This is a genomic window from Nonomuraea sp. NPDC050786 (assembly GCF_040654115.1).
In the GTDB taxonomy this organism is placed as follows: domain Bacteria; phylum Actinomycetota; class Actinomycetes; order Streptosporangiales; family Streptosporangiaceae; genus Nonomuraea.
Map to the genome: position 1 here is coordinate 44,321 of NZ_JBFAHJ010000045.1, position 16,742 is coordinate 61,062.

Annotated in this window: 16 protein-coding genes; 1 reads left to right on the forward strand and 15 read right to left on the reverse strand. The window is 71.2% G+C overall.

Annotation, left to right across the window (positions count from 1 at the left end):
* Positions 1-4 precede the first annotated feature (4 nt).
* The 15 genes from AB0H84_RS48795 to AB0H84_RS48865 all read right to left on the reverse strand — a co-directional run bounded on the left by AB0H84_RS48795 (position 5) and on the right by AB0H84_RS48865 (position 15,948).
* Positions 5-1,015, reverse strand: coding sequence for an NAD-dependent epimerase/dehydratase family protein (locus AB0H84_RS48795; RefSeq protein ID WP_357620449.1), 1,011 nt, complete (start codon positions 1,013-1,015; stop codon positions 5-7).
* The gene (locus AB0H84_RS48800; RefSeq protein ID WP_357620451.1) at positions 1,012-2,496 is read right to left on the reverse strand and encodes a cation:proton antiporter; all 1,485 of its coding nucleotides are present in this window, start codon (positions 2,494-2,496) and stop codon (positions 1,012-1,014) included. The genes AB0H84_RS48795 and AB0H84_RS48800 overlap by 4 nt, the downstream gene beginning before the upstream one ends.
* Positions 2,486-3,721: a hypothetical protein gene (locus tag AB0H84_RS48805; RefSeq protein ID WP_357620453.1), complete on the reverse strand. Its 1,236-nt coding sequence runs from the start codon at positions 3,719-3,721 to the stop codon at positions 2,486-2,488. The genes AB0H84_RS48800 and AB0H84_RS48805 overlap by 11 nt, the downstream gene beginning before the upstream one ends.
* A complete protein-coding gene (locus AB0H84_RS48810) occupies positions 3,718-4,989 on the reverse strand; it encodes an AMP-binding protein (RefSeq protein WP_357620455.1) in 1,272 nt (423 codons plus the stop codon). Before AB0H84_RS48810 ends, AB0H84_RS48805 begins: the two co-directional genes overlap by 4 nt.
* A gap of 2 nt (positions 4,990-4,991) precedes the next feature.
* Positions 4,992-5,672 (reverse strand): hypothetical protein, encoded by a 681-nt coding sequence (locus AB0H84_RS48815; RefSeq protein ID WP_357620457.1) that lies wholly within the window; start codon positions 5,670-5,672, stop codon positions 4,992-4,994.
* A complete protein-coding gene (locus AB0H84_RS48820; RefSeq protein ID WP_357620459.1) occupies positions 5,669-6,877 on the reverse strand; it encodes an ATP-grasp domain-containing protein in 1,209 nt (402 codons plus the stop codon). Before AB0H84_RS48820 ends, AB0H84_RS48815 begins: the two co-directional genes overlap by 4 nt.
* On the reverse strand, positions 6,874-7,854 hold the full coding sequence (locus AB0H84_RS48825) for a glycosyltransferase family 2 protein (RefSeq protein WP_357620461.1): 981 nt from the start codon (positions 7,852-7,854) through the stop codon (positions 6,874-6,876). Before AB0H84_RS48825 ends, AB0H84_RS48820 begins: the two co-directional genes overlap by 4 nt.
* Positions 7,855-7,911: 57 nt before the next feature.
* Positions 7,912-8,655 carry a hypothetical protein gene (locus AB0H84_RS48830; RefSeq protein WP_357620463.1) on the reverse strand — a complete coding sequence of 248 codons (744 nt, stop codon included), beginning with the start codon at positions 8,653-8,655 and terminating at the stop codon, positions 7,912-7,914.
* A 16-nt stretch (positions 8,656-8,671) separates the two neighbouring features.
* Entirely contained in the window at positions 8,672-9,976 is a 1,305-nt protein-coding gene (locus AB0H84_RS48835; protein WP_357620465.1) for a hypothetical protein, read from the reverse strand.
* Positions 9,973-10,842, reverse strand: coding sequence for a hypothetical protein (locus AB0H84_RS48840; protein WP_357620467.1), 870 nt, complete (start codon positions 10,840-10,842; stop codon positions 9,973-9,975). Before AB0H84_RS48840 ends, AB0H84_RS48835 begins: the two co-directional genes overlap by 4 nt.
* A 1-nt stretch (position 10,843) precedes the next feature.
* Positions 10,844-11,206 (reverse strand): SgcJ/EcaC family oxidoreductase, encoded by a 363-nt coding sequence (locus tag AB0H84_RS48845; protein ID WP_357620469.1) that lies wholly within the window; start codon positions 11,204-11,206, stop codon positions 10,844-10,846.
* 29 nt (positions 11,207-11,235) lie between these two features.
* Positions 11,236-12,225 carry a hypothetical protein gene (locus tag AB0H84_RS48850; protein WP_357620471.1) on the reverse strand — a complete coding sequence of 330 codons (990 nt, stop codon included), beginning with the start codon at positions 12,223-12,225 and terminating at the stop codon, positions 11,236-11,238.
* On the reverse strand, positions 12,215-13,744 hold the full coding sequence (locus AB0H84_RS48855; protein WP_357620473.1) for a hypothetical protein: 1,530 nt from the start codon (positions 13,742-13,744) through the stop codon (positions 12,215-12,217). Before AB0H84_RS48855 ends, AB0H84_RS48850 begins: the two co-directional genes overlap by 11 nt.
* A 24-nt stretch (positions 13,745-13,768) precedes the next feature.
* Complete coding sequence (locus AB0H84_RS48860; RefSeq protein ID WP_357620475.1) at positions 13,769-14,746, reverse strand: UDP-glucuronic acid decarboxylase family protein; 978 nt, start codon at positions 14,744-14,746, stop codon at positions 13,769-13,771.
* Between the two features lie 326 nt (positions 14,747-15,072).
* Positions 15,073-15,948: an alpha/beta hydrolase gene (locus AB0H84_RS48865; protein ID WP_357620477.1), complete on the reverse strand. Its 876-nt coding sequence runs from the start codon at positions 15,946-15,948 to the stop codon at positions 15,073-15,075.
* An 85-nt stretch (positions 15,949-16,033) separates the two neighbouring features.
* On the opposite strand from AB0H84_RS48865, the gene AB0H84_RS48870 reads away from it, so the two are divergent.
* Positions 16,034-16,600 carry a CGNR zinc finger domain-containing protein gene (locus tag AB0H84_RS48870; protein ID WP_357620479.1) on the forward strand — a complete coding sequence of 189 codons (567 nt, stop codon included), beginning with the start codon at positions 16,034-16,036 and terminating at the stop codon, positions 16,598-16,600.
* Positions 16,601-16,742 lie beyond the last annotated feature (142 nt).

Below are 16,742 nucleotides of genomic sequence, written 5' to 3' on the forward strand. Positions count from 1 at the left end.
GCGGTCATCTGACCAGGGCCTGCCAGGAGGGCGGCATGTTGCGGCTGACCTCGATCCCGGAGAACACCGACGGCTCCTGCGGCCCGTGCTTCTTCGCCCAGGCGGCCATCTGCGCGAGCCCCTCCTCCAGCGGCACCGAGTCCGCGCCCACGCCCAGGATCTCCCTGGCCTTGTCGTGCGAGGAGAAGGCGTGGACCACCTCGTGCCTGGCCTCCAGATGCCGTACCCGCAGCGGCGCGCCCATCGCCTCCGCGACGGCCCCGGCCAGCTCGTTGACGGTGTAGGGGGTGTCGCCGCCGATGTTGAAGACCTCGCCGTAGGCGCGCGGGTTGCCGATCGAGCGGGCGATCGGCAGCGCCACGTCGTCGATGTGGCTGAAGGCACGGGTCTGCTCGCCGTCACCGAAGACGGTGCACTCCTCGCCGCGCAGGATCTGGTTCATGAAGATGCCGATGACGTTGCGGTAGCGGTCGCCGATGTTCTGCCGCTCGCCGTAGACGTTGTGCGGCCGGAAGATGATGTACGGCAGGCCGAACATCTCGTGGCTGACCTTCAGCTCCTGCTCGACCGCGTACTTGGCGATGCCGTACGGGTCCACCGGCGCGGGCGTCAGGTCCTCGGTCATGGGCGGGCTGGCGTGGCCGTAGACGGCGATGGAGGAGGTGAAGACGAAGCAGCGCACGGTCCCGGCGTTGACGGACGCGTTGATCAGGTTCACGCTGCCGATCACGTTGTTGGTGTAGTTGTAGCGCTTGATGAAGTGGCTGAGCCCTTCGGCGGCGTACGCGGCCAGGTGGAAGACGTAGTCGAACCGCCACGTCGCGAAGAGCTCGTCCACGGTCTCCGGATCGCACACGCTGCCCTCGTGGAAGTGGGCGCCCTCGGGCACGTTGGCCGCGTCCCCGCCCGACAGGTCGTCGAGCACCACCACGCGGTGTCCGGCGCGGAGCAGGTCGGCCGCGACGTGGGAGCCGATGAACCCGGCGCCCCCGGTGACGAGTGAGGTGGAGGTCATGAAAGTCGTTCCTTTCCGCTGATGGTGACGCCGCTTGTGGCGGCGTCGTGCTGCTCCGGCCCGGATGCGGGCCCGGCGGGGTTGTAGAGCTTGAGCAGGCGGAGCGCGGGCACCGTCATCACGGTCGTGACGAGTGCCATCACGACGAGCATGGCGAAGGCGCCGTCGCTGATGACGCCGACGCTCAGCCCGGTGCTGAGCACGACGATCTCGGTGACGCCGCGGGCGTTCATGAGCACGCCGAGGCCGAGCGCGAGCCGCCTGGGCATGCCTCCGGCCAGCGCGACCACGGAGGCGGTGCCGAGCTTGCCGAGCACGGCGACGGCGAGCAGCACCGCCCCGCCGATCAGCACGGCCGGATGGTCGACGGCCAGCCGGACGTTCGTCTGCAGCCCGATGGAGGCGAAGAAGACCGGCAGCAGCATGGCCCGGTTGAGCGTCCCGAGCCGTTCCGGCACGGTGCCAAGTAGGGCGGAGTCGCGTGGCAGCACGACCCCGGCCAGGAAGGCCCCGAAGATGGCGTGCACGCCGATGGCGTCCGTGGCCGCGGCCAGCGCGAAGATCAGTCCGAGTACGAGGGCCAGGCCAGCGGGCGTCGGCAGGCTCGCCCCGGCGTGGCGGGCGGCGAGGGCGCGCAGCGCGGGGCGTACGACGAGCAGGACGAACAGCACCAGCCCGGCCGTCAGGGCGACCGCGGTCAGCACCCCGGCCGGGCTGCCCGCCGTGGTGATCGCCAGCACCACGGCCAGCGCGCACCAGGCGAGCACGTCCGCGACGCCCGCGCAGACCATGGCCAGCGAGCCCAGCCTGGTGCCGGAGAGCCCCGACTCCTGCACGATCCGGGCGAGCACGGGGAAGGCGGTGACGCTGAGCGCGGTGCCGACGAAGAGCACGTACGCGGTCATCCCGGCCTCCGGCCCGGCCATCGTGGCGGCGAACGGGACCGCGGCGACCACGCCCAGCGCGAACGGCACCGCCATCATCGCCACGCTGGCCGCCCCGATGACGCTCCGCTGGCGGCCGAGCACTCCAGGATCGAACTCCATGCCCACGGTGAACATGAAGATCGCCAACGCGGCCTGGGCGATCAGGCTCAGGTCGGGCTTGATCCAGTCCGGCGTGATGAGGTTCATCGCGCCGGGTGCCAGCGCGCCCAGCGCCGACGGCCCGAGCAGCAGCCCGGCCACCATCTGCCCCACCACGGTCGGCTGGCCGAGCCTGCGGGCCAGCACCCCGCCCAGCGAGGCCAGCCCGCTGATCGCCCCCACCGCGATGAACAGCCGCAGCGCGAACTCGGCCCGCGTCACCTCCTCCGCGCCCGCCCCCGCGACCGCCTGCCCCGAGCCCCCCACGGCGCCGCCGAAGGCCACGAGGACCAGCGCCACGGCGGCCCCGGTCAGCACGAGAGCCAGGACCAGGCCGCGGGCCGGCGCCGGCAGCAGCCGCTGCTCGGTCTCCTCCATCGGTCTCTCAACGCGCATGTTCCACCCCTGTGAGTTGGCGAGAGTGCGGTCCGAGCCAGCGGAGGATCGCCCCCGCGTGGATGAGCTCACCGAAGGCGATCAGGATCACCGCGCCGAACGCCCCCGCCCACGGCACGACGACGAACGCCAGCACCCCGATCACCGCCAGCGACAGGGCCGCCCCTACCGCGGTCGCGTGCAGCGCCTCGCGGGTGGCGTTCTCCATCACGTAGTTGGCGCTGCCGACGGCGAAGATGACGGGGACGCAGGCGATGTAGAGGATCACGACCCCGGCGTCCCCGTGCGGCCGCAGCACGGTCAGCGCCACCACCAGCACGCCCAGCACGTACGGCGTGCCGGTCAGCATCAGCAGGCGCAGCCAGCGTGACAGCCGCCGGTAGGCGGCGGTCAGGTCCCGCTGGTGCAGCGCCCTGGACACGTCGGGCTGCAGGATGCGCAGCAGGTAGGAGAAGGCGTTGAGCAGGGTCGAGGAGGCGGTGGAGGCCATGTAGAGCCCGGTGCTCTCGGCCTGCGCGCCGGCCACGGACAGGGCCAGGAACATCAGGCTCATCGTCATCCCGCCGGCCAGGTCGGGCACGGCCATCCGCAGCGACGTCCCGATCGCGGCCCGCTTGAGCGTGCGGCGGCGCAGCCCGCGGAAGTCGGGCCGCAGCCCGGCCAGCAGCGCGAGGCTGAGCAGCGCCACCGTGCCCGAGTACAGCGCCAGGAACGTCACCGGCGTGATCTTCAGCACCAGCGCCGCCACGGTGCAGCCGGCCAGTGCCGCCGAGAGCACGAGGTGGTTGGCCACGTCGCGCGCGGGCTTGCCGATGGCCCTGGTGAGCCCGACGAGCACCTGGTTGAGCCCGACGCCGATCTGGCTCAGCCCGGCGAGCGCGGCCAGCGGCCACGGACCGTTGCGCCCGAGCGCCAGCATGCCGCCCAGGACGGCGAGCGCCGCCACGAGCAGCAGCCCGGCGAGCGCCACGAAGACGCCGACCAGCGCGGGGACGGTGTAGCGCAGCCGGGGGATCAGCTTGAGCGCGCACTTCTCGATCCCGGTGGAGGCGATCAGGGCCAGGACGGCCGCGCCGCCCATGGCCTGCGCGTATCCCGCGTAGACCGGCGAGCCCCAGGCCGCCAGCAGCGTCACGTTGGCCAGCAGCAGCGTCCCGCGGAACGCCGCCCGGCCGCCGACCAGCGCCGCCAGCCGCCTGGTGGAGGCCGGTGCGGGGAGTTTCATGCGGGGTAATCGGAGGTGACGAACCTGCCCTTGCCGCCCGGCGTGATGAGCACGGACTCCGCCCGCACCACCTCCAGCGGGAACTCCCCTCCGGCCAGCCCGAACAGCTTCTCCCGCGCGGTCGCGAACACCCGCTCGGCCTCCTCCTCGCCGCTCGGCACGACGTGCAGCCGTACCAGCCCGTCGGCCTCCTGGTGGACGAAGCACTCGCTGATGCCGGGGTGGGTGGCCGCCAGGTGCAGGAACGCGTCCGGGTAGAGCCGCTCCCCCGACGGCAGCGTGACGTAGTCGTTGCTGCGTCCCGTGGTCAGGCGCAGGGTGCGGAAGCGGCGGCCGCAGGGGCAGCGGTGCGGCTCGATGAGGCCGATGTCGCCCAGGCTGTAGCGCAGCAGCGGCATCGCCCGTTCGAGGAACGAGGTGACCACCACCCGGCCGGGCTCGCCGTCCGGCACCGGCTTGCCGCGGTCGTCCACGATCTCGGCGTACACGCGGTCCTCGCCCAGGTGGGCGCGGCCGTGGCGGCAGTCGTAGGCTACGTTGAGCACCTCGAAGGCCGAGTACTCGTCGAAGACCGGCGCCGCGAACTGCGTGGCGAACATGGCGCGGTGCTCGGGCAGCAGCAGCTCCGACTCGGTCATCACGATCCGCAGCGTCCGCCGCAGCCGCGCCAGCTCGTCCGGGGTCAGCGAGCGCAGCAGGGCCCGCAGGTGGACGGGGTAGCCGATCAGCACCTTGGGGCGGTTGGCCAGCAGCTCCGCCTTGATCTCCGCCATGGGCCGGTGCGAGAGGATGACGTGCCGCCTGAACAGGCCGAACCGCTCGAACATGCGGGCGGGCGGCGCGAACGGCCGGATGTGGCTGAGCCGGTCGGTGGGCAGGTAGCGGTCGGTGGCCAGGAACCTGCGCACGCACGCGGCCATGTGGTAGTCGTGGCTGTCCTGGTCGTGCAGGATCCTGACCCGCCGCCCGGTGCTGCCGCTGGTCTGGAACGACAGGCACCGCTCCGGGTCCACGCCGTCGGCGAGCATGCGCTCCAGTGGCTGCTCGCGCAGCACCTGCTTGTCCAGCACCGGCAGCTCGGCCAGCTCGGCGAGGGAGCGCAGCGGCCCCCTGGCGTAGCGCGGGTCGTCGCGGTAGTACGGCACCCGGGTGCGGGCGAGCTCCAGCACCCGGTTGAGCCCGCGGAGCTGGCGGCGGCGCAGGGCCGCCGCGCTGCCGTACTGCCGCGCGATGGTGAGCGGCACGTACGCCGCCTCGCGCACGAGCATCGCTACGCGCTCTCGGTCCGGGTCCGGACGAAGCGCAGCCTGAGCCCGTCCCACCAGCGCTGCGGGGTGAAGAAGACCGCCAGCGCCAGCACCACGTGGACGATGATGAACGCGTACGCCTCGTACTTGGTGGGCGGGTGGCCGAGGAAGACCGTCATGTGCGAGGCCCAGTCCCACACGTCGGGGATGGTGGCGTAGGCGGGGTCGGTGTGGTCGTTGACCGTGAGGAAGGCGAGGTCCTCCAGGCCGGAGAGCATCAGCAGCAGCATGCCGTAGGAGAGCCTGCGCACCAGCGACGCCGAGCCGCCGCCCAGCCGGAAGGCCAGCACCATGGCCAGGATGAGGAACGGCGTCACCGTCAGGACGTGGTAGTACAGGCCGTAGAACGCCTCGCGGCTGCGCTCCTCCACTCCGCCGAAGAAGAAGATCTTCGGCACGAAGTAGAGGAAGTACAGCAGGAACGCGGGCGGCACCGTCCACAGCGCGAGCCTGATCCGCTTGGCCCACTCGACGTCCAGCCTGGCCAGGGCCTCGGTGGCGAAGACGAACGGGAGCAGCTTCACCAGAAAGACGCCGAGCGACTTCACCTCCCGGTCATGGGGCAGGCCGAACCAGACGAACGCCGCGGCGGCGACGGCGAGCGCCAGGAAGATCAGGAAGCCGAGCGGCTTACGGGGGATCATGGGGAACCTTTCACATCGGGCTCGATCTTGAATTGGAGCGTGCGCAGGGCCCGGTCCAGCGCGTCCTCCAGCAGCTCCCGCGTGTCGGCGACCAGGACCAGGTAGCCGAGCTTGTGCCCGGCCTGCGTGTAGGCGCGTACGTGGTCGCCGGGAGACTTGAACACCTGCACGTCCACCACCTCGGGCATCCGCCTCAGCTCGGCGAGCCCCTCGACGGCGGTGAGCACGCCGTCGGCCTCGGCGGCCAGGATGCGCAGCGCGGCGGTGCGCCGGTGGGCGACGTCGATGGTCAGCGGCTCGCCCAGGGCCAGCCGGATGGCCGCCTCGACCGTGTTCAGGCCGAAGGCGTGCCGGACCATCAGCGGCATGCCGTTGCCGCCCAGCCTGGCGCCCATCTCGATGAAGCACAGGTCGCCGCCGGGGGTGAGCACGAAGTCGAAGTTGACCGGCCCGTGCCGGTGCCCGACCTCGGCGCAGATGGCGCTGACCGCCTCGCTCAGCCGCGCGTACACGGACGGGTCGAGGGCGGCGGGCACCACGTGGGCCAGGCTGATCATCGCCGGCGGCCCGGTGATGACGCGGTCGGTGACGGCCATGAACGCCAGCCGCCCGTCGGCGAAGAACGACTCCACCGCGCCGTGGCTGCCCTCGATCAGCTGCTCCAGGATCACCTGGCGGGAGAAGGAGTTCTTGCGGGCGTGCTCGATCGCGCCCGCCAGGTCGGACGGGTCGTGCAGCACGGTGATGCCCTTGCTGCCCGACGAGTCGGCCGGCTTGACGATCAGCGGGTAGCCCAGGTCCGCCGCCGCCGCGGTCAGCTTCTCGATGTCGTCGTCCTGCGCGTAGCGGTACGCGGGCAGCCCCAGCCGGTCGATGACCTGCCGGAAGAAGCCCTTGTCCACCGTGCAGCGCAGGGCGTCGGGCGCGGTCTGGTGCGGCGTGCGGTAGATCCGGCGCAGCTCGGCCACCGCCTCCTGGGCCGCGTCGCTGGCCGGGGAGATGACGGCCGCGACGTCGATCGGGCCCAGGGCGCGGGCGATGCCCTCCGGATCCCTGCTGGTCATGCAGAGGAACTGGTCGGCCTCCGCGGCGCCGAGCGCGTCGGGGCGCTGGTCCACGCCGATCACCCGGTAGCCGAGCCTGCGCCCCTCCCGGTAGGCGGGGATCTGGTCCTCGCCTCCGCCGAGCACGATGAGGTTTCTCAACTGACGTTCTCCCAGACTTCGGCGACGACATACGGGGTTTCGTGGCCGTACAGGGCCTCGTCCGCCCGGATCGGGATGTTGGCCTCGCGGATCTGGTAGCGCGGCACGCCGATCGCCTGCACGCGCATCACCCGTACGAGGTAACGCGCGACCACGGCGAGCAGGACGAGGGTCACCAGGGCGGTGAGCAGCGCCGCCAGGTCGACCGCGATCGGGGCGACGCGCCCGGCCAGCGCCAGCGCCGCGATCGCGATCCCCCCGGCCACCGCCACGCCGGCCAGGCCGATGAGCCAGGCCAGCGGCCGGAACGAGAACCCGACGAACAGCTCGACGGCGTGCGTGAACAGCTTGCGCAGGTTCCACTTGCCGGCCCCGTCCACCCTCGGCTGGTGCGCCGTGGGCAGCGTGGTGTAGCGGGCGCCGAGCAGCGGGGCGGTGGCGATGAAGTACGGCGTGGACAGCTTGCTGTCCACCACCTTGCGCGCCACGCTGGTCCGGACGATCCGGAACACCGACGCGCCCTGCGGCAGCTCGATGCCGAGCCAGCGCTGGGCGATCGTCTGGTGCGCCCAGGTGCCGAGCTTGCGGTACCACGCGTCCTGGCGGTTCTCGCGCACGGCGAAGACCACGTCGTAGCCCTCCATCGCCTTGGCCACGAGCCGGTGCATCTCGCGCGGCGGCGACTGCAGGTCGGCGTCGAACTGCACCGTCCAGGCCTTGGAGGCGTACTTGAAGCCGGCGGAGAAGGCCGCCTCCAGCCCGAAGTTCCTGGCGAAGGAGATGTACTTCACCCGGGGGTCGACGGCGGCGAAGCCCTTGATCGCCTCCAGGGTGCCGTCGGTGCTGCCGTCGTCGATGAAGAGCAGCTCGACGTCGTCGTACCTGCTCAGCTCCGCCTGGATCTCCTGGTACGCGCGCTCGACACAGGCGATCTCGTTGTAGCACGGGATGATCGCGGTGATGCCGGGGGGTGGCATGCGGACGTCCTTCGTGCCCGCATGCGCCCCTGTCTGATGAATTAACTCGGACATCTGTCAGTCGAACATCGCGTGCATGGTCTCGTGAGTCGCTTCCTTCTTGGCGTCCGACTCACTGGCCCAGCAGGTGTTCAGGATGATGCGCGTCTGGTCGGCGTTCAGCGGGATCGTGCGGTGCAGGGTGGTGTCCGAACGCAGGAAGTACAGGTCGCCGGTGACGTGGCCCCAGGTCCTGATCGGGTGCTCCTGCAGGTACTCCTCGACGCGCGGGTCCTGCTTGTTCCAGTCGGTGTGCGGGACGGTCTGGAGCTGGCCGCCGTACTTGGCCTCCGGTGCCTCGATGATCCAGATCACCGTGAAGCTGAAGTCGCCCCAGTGCCAGCCGTGCGTGTCGCCCTTCTTGTGCTGGCGGATGGCGATGTACTTCTCCTCCTCCCACGGGCAGAGCACGACGGGCTGCGCCGCCAGCCGCGACAGGAAGCCCATGAGGGCCTGCGACTCGTAGATGGCCGGGATCAGCTCGCTGTCCTTGGCGATGGCCTGCTGGCTGATCGTGCTCATGTAGCGGGGCGAGTTGCCGGTCTCGGCCAGGTGGATGTCGATCCGCTTCTCGTGCAGGTCGAGCAGTCGGTGGACCTCGTCGGTGACCTCCGTGAACAGCGACTGCGGGACCAACTCGGGCAGCTTCACGTAGCCCTCGCGGCGGAAGTGCTGCGACAGCTTGCGGACGGCGTGGTCATCGGTGTACGTGCTCTGGAGGTGCTCGGCGATGCGCTGGTCGATGGTTGCTTTCAGCGACATGTGGCAGTGACCTTTCTTAGGTTGTGGACGAGTCACCGGAAAGCACGGGGTCTCCGTGGACTTTCACGATCTTGATCTTTCCGTTGGCTTCCGGGGCGATGTGGGTCGCCGTCCGTACGGTGGCCTCCAGGCCGGGCGCCCTGCGGCGGAGCGCCTGCTCGATGTCGGTCGTAAGGTCGTGGCGGGCGTCCGCCGTGGGCACGACCACCACCTCGATCGCCCCCGGACGGTGCTGGATCAGCTGCATCCGGGTCACCTCGGGGAAGTCCTGGACCACGTACGTGAGGAAGTCCCCGTAGTAGCGCCGGCCGTCGGCGTCGGCGATGCGGTCCTCGCTGCGGCCCAGCACCTCGCGCACGATGGGCGTGCGGGCTGCTCCGCAGGCGCAGTCGTTCGGGGTGATGTGCACCCGGTCGCCGAGCCGGTAGCGGATCAGCGGCATGGCCTGGCCGCGCAGCCTGGTGAGGAGGATCTCTCCCCGGCCGTCCTCGACCGAGACGGTGCCGTCGTCGTGCTCGACCTCGACGACCAGGTCGGAGGTGCGCAGGTGCAGGCTGCCCCGGGGGCAGGCGCGGGCGATGGTGAACGTCTCGACGCAGGCGTACACCTCCTGGTGGGCCGCGCCGAAGTAGTCGAGGATGTGCGCGCGGGCGACCGGAGTCAGCCGCTCGCCGCCGAACAGCACGGTCCTGACGCCGTCGTAGGCGATGCCGCGCCGCTTGAGCTCGTCCACCACGCTGCCGATGACGTTGGGGAAGCCGACGAGGAACGTCGGCCTGGCCGCCAGGAACGCGGCCACCTGCTCGTCCAGCGACCTGTCGGTCGGGACGTGGAAGTTGCGCAGCACTCCCAGGCGTTCGAGCGGATGGCGCAGGAACGGTCTGACCCGGAAATAGGCGATCCGGTCGGTGGGACGCAGGCCGCTGGAGAGCATGTCCTGCAGGTAGGTGGCGCGCAGGTAGCCGAGGTCGCGTTCGGAGTTGCGGATGGTGATCGGGATGCCGGAGGAGCCGCTGGTCGTGGCGGAGCGGGTGTCGGCCTCGGTGAACCCGTCCGCGAGCAGGGCGGCTCCGTGGTGGTGCAGGTCCATGCGGTCCAGCACCGGGAAGCCGGCCAGGTCGTGCGCGGTACGCAGTGCTTCGACCCGGGCGGGGTCGTACGTGCGCCGGTAGTAGGGGACGTTGGCGTAGGCGTGCCGTACGAGGGCGCGCAGCCGCTGGGCCTGGAGCCGCAGCTGCGCCTCGTGGCCGAGACGTTCCCTGCGGCGGATGCCGGCCAGGTGATAGGCGACCGGCGCGAGGCTGAACGTGGACCCTCTCACGCGGCAACCGCCTCGCGGGCGGCCAGCACGGGGGTGCCGTGCCGGGCGCAGCGCTCCACGGCGAGGTGGGCGGTGCCCGGCACGCTGATGCCCACCAGGGTCGGCCGGCGCCGTCGCAGCAGGGTGAAGAGCGGTCCCGCCGGGGTCTGGCGGACGTGGACGCGCCGCCAGTTCACGTGGACCCGGCCGCAGCCCCGGTCCCGGCCCCCGAGATAACCCAGGTGGCCGTCGTGCACCACATGCCCGTGCACTTCCTGCCCGTGCACTTCCTGCCCGTGCACTTCCTGCCCGTGGGCGCCGTGCTCGTGGGCGCCGTGCTCGTGGGCGCCGTGCTCACTGACGGCGGGGTCCGTGAGGGGCAGGCGGACGAGCAGGCGTGCCCCGCCCGGGTGGTCGGGCAGCTCGGCGAGCTGGCCCGGGTCGCCCAGCAGGGCGGGCTCGCGCGCGGCGCGCAGGGCGCGCAGCCCGGCCGCCCTGGTCTCGGGGTCGGCCGCCTCGGCGTCCGCGCTGAGCACGACGTGGTAGCGCGCCCTGCCGACCCGCCGCCAGTCCAGCAGGGCCCGGCGCACCTCGAACAGCGGCCGCTCACCCCGGTACGCCCCGGTCAGCCGCAGCGCCTCCAGCAGCTCGGCGGGCTCGCCGATCCAGCCCGGCTCCTCCCGCCGCCGCTCGTACGGCGCGCCCAGCGGGTACAGCGCGGCCAGCACCTCCTCCAGCCGCGTCACCGGCGTCGGCGCCGGGTCCTCCCGCCGCGCGCCCGCCTCGGCCCACATCTCGCGGTAGTACGGCACGGTGCCGAACGCCTGTGCCACCGCGGCCCGGTACGCCTGGTCCCAGGCTCGCTCGGAGAACCCCGATCCGGCCATCTCAGCAGAAGGTGTTCTGGTCGTGGACGAGGAGCCACCGCCCGTCGGTCCTGGTGAAGTACAGGGTGAGGTAGTAGACCTTCTGGTACGGCTTGCCCTCCGGGTCCAGGTCGTCGTACTCCACCGACAGCAGGGCGAAGGCGGCCTCCCCGAGGGTCTCCACCCGTACGGTCTCGGCCCGCAGCGACCAGTCCGGGTCGCCGAACCAGGCGGTGTGGAACTCGGCGATCGCCTCCTTGCCGCGCAGCAGCGTCCCGTTCGGCAGGATCACCGAGGCGTCCTGGTGGACGGTGGCCAGGTACGCCTCCAGGTCGCGGGCCTCTATCGCCTTCAGGTGCGCGTCGAGCGCCTGTGAGAACTCCACGGTCGTTCGCCTCTCAAGATGTCGGATGGTCACCACGCGGCCAGCACCGCGGTCTGGGGAATCAGCTCGCACCCGAACCGCTGCTTCAGCTCGGCCATCCCCTTGCCGAACTCGCACCCCTCGCGGCCGTGCCCGATCATGTAGTCGATCTCGCGCAGGTAGAGGTCGAAGTAGAGGTTGCGGCGGCCTCCGTCGCGCACGTCCAGCGCCCCGGTCACCGTGGTGACCAGCCGCCGGCCGTCGTCGAAGGCCAGGTCGAAGCAGAGCAGCCGGTCCCCGTCCAGGTGGCCGAAGTACCGCACGCCTTCCTCGCCGCCGAGCACGTGGAAGTAGCGGGCGGGCAGGGGCGCGTCGGAGCTGCCGTGCTTGCGCAGCGTGGCCCGGGCCAGCGTGCCGGCCTGCGCGGGGTCGATCTCGCCCGCGCCCGCCAGCACCCGCGTGCTCTCTCCTGCCTCGGCGTGGATCTTGCGTAGCCGGCGCCGCCGGTCGCGCGGCAGGTCGGCGAAGTACGCGTCCATGTCGCTCCAGCGGTTGCGCAGCAGCGTGTTGGGCGCGGTCGTGAGCCGGGGCCGGGACCGCCGCGCCACCACGGGCAGCAGGTCCGCGGTGACCTGCCGGTAGACGATGCCCAGGCAGCGCCGGCCCAGCACGCGGCGCAGCGCCTTCTCGAACGCGGCGAGCACGGCGGCCCTGTCCCGCTCGGACAGCTCGGCGGCGAAGGAGAACCCGCTGGTGAAGCCGATGGGCAGGCGGCAGTTGAACCACCCGGCCGGCGGCAGCGCCCCGGGTTCGGCGTATCTGCCCCGGCGGGGCGGCAGCCCGGCCACCTCGCCGGTGAACAGGGCGACCACCTGGCCTCCGTCCCGCACGATCCCCAGCCGGATCGAGCGGGTGGAGCACCAGGCGACCGTGGTCAGCGCGTCCGCCTGCCAGGCCGCGATCAGGCCCTGCTGCTTGCGGAAGAGCTCCCAGTCGGCGGGCACCGGCTGCACCGTGGGGTCGACGATCTCAACCCGCATCGGCATCACCCGGCCTGAGCTGTGCCAGCACCCGGTCACGGAGCGGGCGCTCGCCGCGGTCGGCGTAGGCGCGCACGGCGGCGACGAGCCCGGCCCGGCCGAAGATCTCCTCCAGCCGCCGCAGCGGCGGCCCCGACTCGGTGCCGAACAGGGTCAGGTAGAGCGTCCGGTACGACGCGCGGGTCCAGCGTTCCGGCAGGTCCCCGTCCACGAGCAGGGCCTCGGGCTCGGCCTCGGAGGTCCGGTCGATCCAGTGGCGGCTGTCGCGGGCCAGCCAGGCGTGGGCGTGGCGCACCCGTTCGGCGGCGGCCGGCCCGAGCAGGGCGATGACGCGTTCCACGTCGTAGCAGTGGGACTGGAGCAGCCCGAGCACGTGCCGCATCCCCGGCAGCGGGCCGGTCTCCTCACCCTCGCCGGCGATGAGTTCGTGCAGCGCCGTCGCCCGCCGCTCCCCCGCCCGCACCTGGGCCAGGAAGCGGTCATAGGCGGCGTAGGCGGCGACGAAGGGGGCGAAGTCCAGGCTGATGCGGAAGTCGGACAGGCAGTTGGGCCTGCCGTACAGGAAGAGGATCAGCCGGGGCGGCATCACCCGCATGAGGTCGGCGAGCGTCATGCCGCCGCCGCGCGAGCCCGATACCTTCCCGCTGTCGCTCGACTGGCGGACCAGGCCGTACGGCACGATCACCGGCTGGTGCGCGCGCAGGTACTCGCGGTAGATCGCCCGGGTGCGGTCCATCGTGCTGCCCGCGCTGCAGTGATCCTGGCCCGCCGGCTCGCAGTCGATGCGCTCGTGGGTGACGCGCAGCGTCCAGTCGAGCGCCCACGCCGGCTTGACCAGCTCGGTGCGCCGCGTGGTGGTGAGGGCGCCGCAGGAGTCGCAGGCGTAGCGCACCCCGCCGCGGCCGAGCTTGAGCGTACGGGTGCCGCCCCGGCCGCACTGCTCGCAGTAGACGCTGAACAGGTGCTCGGGCGCCTGCCCGAGGAGCTTGCCGAGCTTGCCCGCGGCACGGAGGTAGCGCCGCTGGAGCGGCACGTACGTGCCGGCGAGGTAGCGTCCGTGCTGGTAGTGGGTCTGCCAGTCGGAGTCCGGCGGGGTGCGGCCGTCGGCGTCCGCCTCCGCCGGGCAGATGCCCATGCGCTTCAACTCGGCGATGTAGCGGCGGCAGATCCGCCTGCTGCGCTCGGTGGCCGCGCCCAGCGGGCGGGCGCCGTACCCGGCCAGCTCGGGCTCGCGCGCGGCCTGGCTGGGACGGATGGGGTCGTAATCGTCGAAGCTGAGCAGGATCAGCGAGTCCCGCCCCAGCCGCCGCAGCGCCCGGTGGACCAGGTACGCGCAGGCCGTGTCGCGGAAGTTGCCGACGTGGAACCACCCGCTGGGCGACATGCTGGTCTGGATCACCACGCGCCGCTCCGGCCCGTGCCGCTCCATCAGGCGCCGCGCGTAGTCGTAGGCCCAATGCGGCTGGGAACGGTCCTGTCTGAACAGGTCGGTGTAGCCGACCCCCGCAGTGGTGCTCATGTGCGTCGTCCGCCGCCCGTCGTCTCAGGAGGCCGTGCGTGCCAGGTTGCCGGCGGTCCAGAGCTGCGGATGCTCCTGGAACCAGGCAATGGTGTGCCGCAGCCCGTCCTCGATGAGCGTCTTCGGCGACCAGCCCAGACGGGTGGTCGCGAGCGTGATGTCGGGACGGCGGATCTTGGGGTCGTCCTGTGGCCGCGGCACGAACGTGATCTCCGATGCGGAGCCGGTGAGCTCTTTGATCCACTCGGCCAGGGCGAGCATGGAGATCTCATGCGGATTGCCCAGGTTGATGGGTCCGTCCAGGTCCGAGTTGAAGACCCGGAAGACGCCCTCGACCAGGTCGTCCACGTAGCAGATCGACCGGGTCTGGCTGCCGTCGCCCGACACGGTGATCGGCTCGCCGAGCAGCGCCTGCCTGATGAACGTCGGGATCGCGCGGCCGTCGAACGGCCGCATCCTGGGGCCGAACGTGTTGAAGATCCGCAGGATCGCGGTGTCGACGCCGCAGGCCCGCCGGAAGGCCATGGTCATGGCCTCCGCGAAGCGCTTGGCCTCGTCGTAGACGCCGCGCGGGCCGACCGGGTTCACGTTGCCCCAGTAGGTCTCCGGCTGCGGGTGGACCAGCGGGTCGCCGTACGTCTCCGACGTGGAGGCCAGGACGAACCGGGCGCCCTTCTCCTTGGCCAGCTCGAGGGCGTTGAAGGTGCCGCTGGAGCCGACTCTGAGCGTGTCGATGGGCAGCCGGAGGTAGTCGGTGGGCGAGGCCGGCGAGGCGAAGTGGAGGACGGCGTCGACCGGATCCGCCAGCACCAGGTGCTGGGACACGTCGGTGCGGATCAGCCGGAAGCGGTCGTCGGCCATGAGGTGCTCGACATTGGCGACCGCGCTCGTGAGGAAATTGTCGACACAGTAAATGCGGTAACCTTCGGCCATAAACCGCTCACAAAGATGGGACCCGAGAAAACCGGCGCCGCCGGTAATGGCCACTGCGGGGCGCCTCATATGGTCTTCCCACTATCTTTTACACGTTTGACGACAGCCGAAAAGAACACCTATAGCCCCCCGCATTGACAACCTTCCGAGCGCCCCCCCGGATCGCTCAGGAAGATCAGCTTCGATGCACCCGCAGGCTACGACGGCCGCCTCGCCACCGTCAATACTCACTTACTGCCATAAGCGGGTATATATCAGACAGACCACCATCAATGGGAATGACTGAAACATAAACCAATTGGCGCACTAAGCGTTATGAGCTGCCGTTTTGTCGTTCGGTCAGCACGCGACTCATTTCTCCCAGTCAGCGCCTGTGAAGACGCGGTGCAGCACTTTCAGTGCTTCTCCGACCACACGCGGTCGAGGAAGCCCGCGATGAGCGGAGCGATCTCGGCCAGATGGGTCTCCAGGGCGAAATGGCCGGTTTCGAAAAGGTGGAGTTCGGCGCCGGGCACGTCGCGCAGGTAAGCGCGGGCTCCGGGCTCGGGGAAGAACGGATCGCCGGTGCCCCAGGCGATGAGGGTGGGCGGCGTGTGCCGGCGCAGCCACGCCTGCCAGCGGTCGTAGCTCTCGACGTTGGTGTGATAGTCGAACGCCAGGGCCACCTGGGCCTCCTTGCGTCCGGGCAGGTCCAGGAAGTGCTGGTCGAGGCTCCATCCGTCGGGGGCCAGGAGTTCGGGGTCGGCGACGCCGCTCTCGTACTGGAAGCGGGTGCCGGACGGCGTGAGCAGGTCGCGGATCGTCTTCTCGGCGCCGGGCATGTCGGGGCGCAGCGCGATGAAGTCGCGGGCCCCCTGCGACAGGCCCTCGGCGTAGGCATTGCCGTTCTGGACGACCAGGCCCGCGATCCACTCGGGGTGCCGCTCGGCGAGGCGGAACCCGACGGGGGCGCCGAAGTCGAAGACGTACATGGCGAACCGGCTCAGGCCGAGCCGCTGGACGAAGCCCTCCATGACGTCGGCGAGGCGGTCGAAAGAGTAGGTGAAGCCCTCGGGGGCCTGGGTGTGGCCGAAGCCGGGGTAGTCGGGGGCGATCAGCCGGTAGCGGCTGCCGAGGGCGTCGATGAGGCGGCGGAACTGGTGCGAGGCGGACGGGAAGCCGTGCAGGAGCAGCAGCACGGGCGCGTCGTCCCGGTCGGGCAGCGACTCCCGGTAGAAGACGCGGACGTCGCCGACGTCGAGGTGACGGTGGACGATACGGGCGATCGACATCTCTAATGCCTTTCAATCAAGAAGATGCATTAGATATAGCCCATCTCTTCCTAATGGGTCAACCCGGCTTGGTACCATTAGAGACATGAGCGATCCCGTCCCCCTCACCGGGGAGCCGCTGGCGCTGGACCTGGTCAACACCCGCCCGGCCACCGGCGACCTCCTGGCCACGCCCGACGACCTGCGCGCCTGGCTGGGCCTGCAGGCCGACCGGCTCCCCGAGGCCCGAGAGCTCGCCGCCGCCGAGCTCACCGCCGCCGATCTGGCCGCGGTCCACGCCGTACGCGAGCACATCGCCGGCGCCGTCGAGCACGCCCGCACCGCCGGCCGGCCCCCCGCGGGCCATCTGGAGTTCCTGAACCGGGCCCAGCGCGACGCGCCCGCCATCAGCGAGCTGGCCTGGAACGGCGAGGCGGTCACGGTGACCCCGCGCCGCACCGGCTCCCCCGGGGCCCGGCTGGCGGCGTGGCTGGCCGAGGCCGCCGCCGGCCTGCTGGCCGACCCGGCGGTCACCCGGGTCCGCCAGTGCGAGGCCCACGACTGCGTGCTGCTGTTCCTGCCCACCCATCCGCGCCGCCGCTGGTGCTCGGCCGCCCGCTGCGGCAACCGCACCCGCGTCGCCCGCCACTACCAGCGCCACAAGCCGACCTGACCACCGGCGTTGACTATGACCCGGTCGCCAGTTCTCCCCGACCGCAGGTCCCGGATCTTCTATCCGGCGCGCAGAAGCGGAGCGTGTTCGATCTGCTACATGCTGTGATCGAAGCTGCTCAGGCGGCTCTCCCGTACCGCAC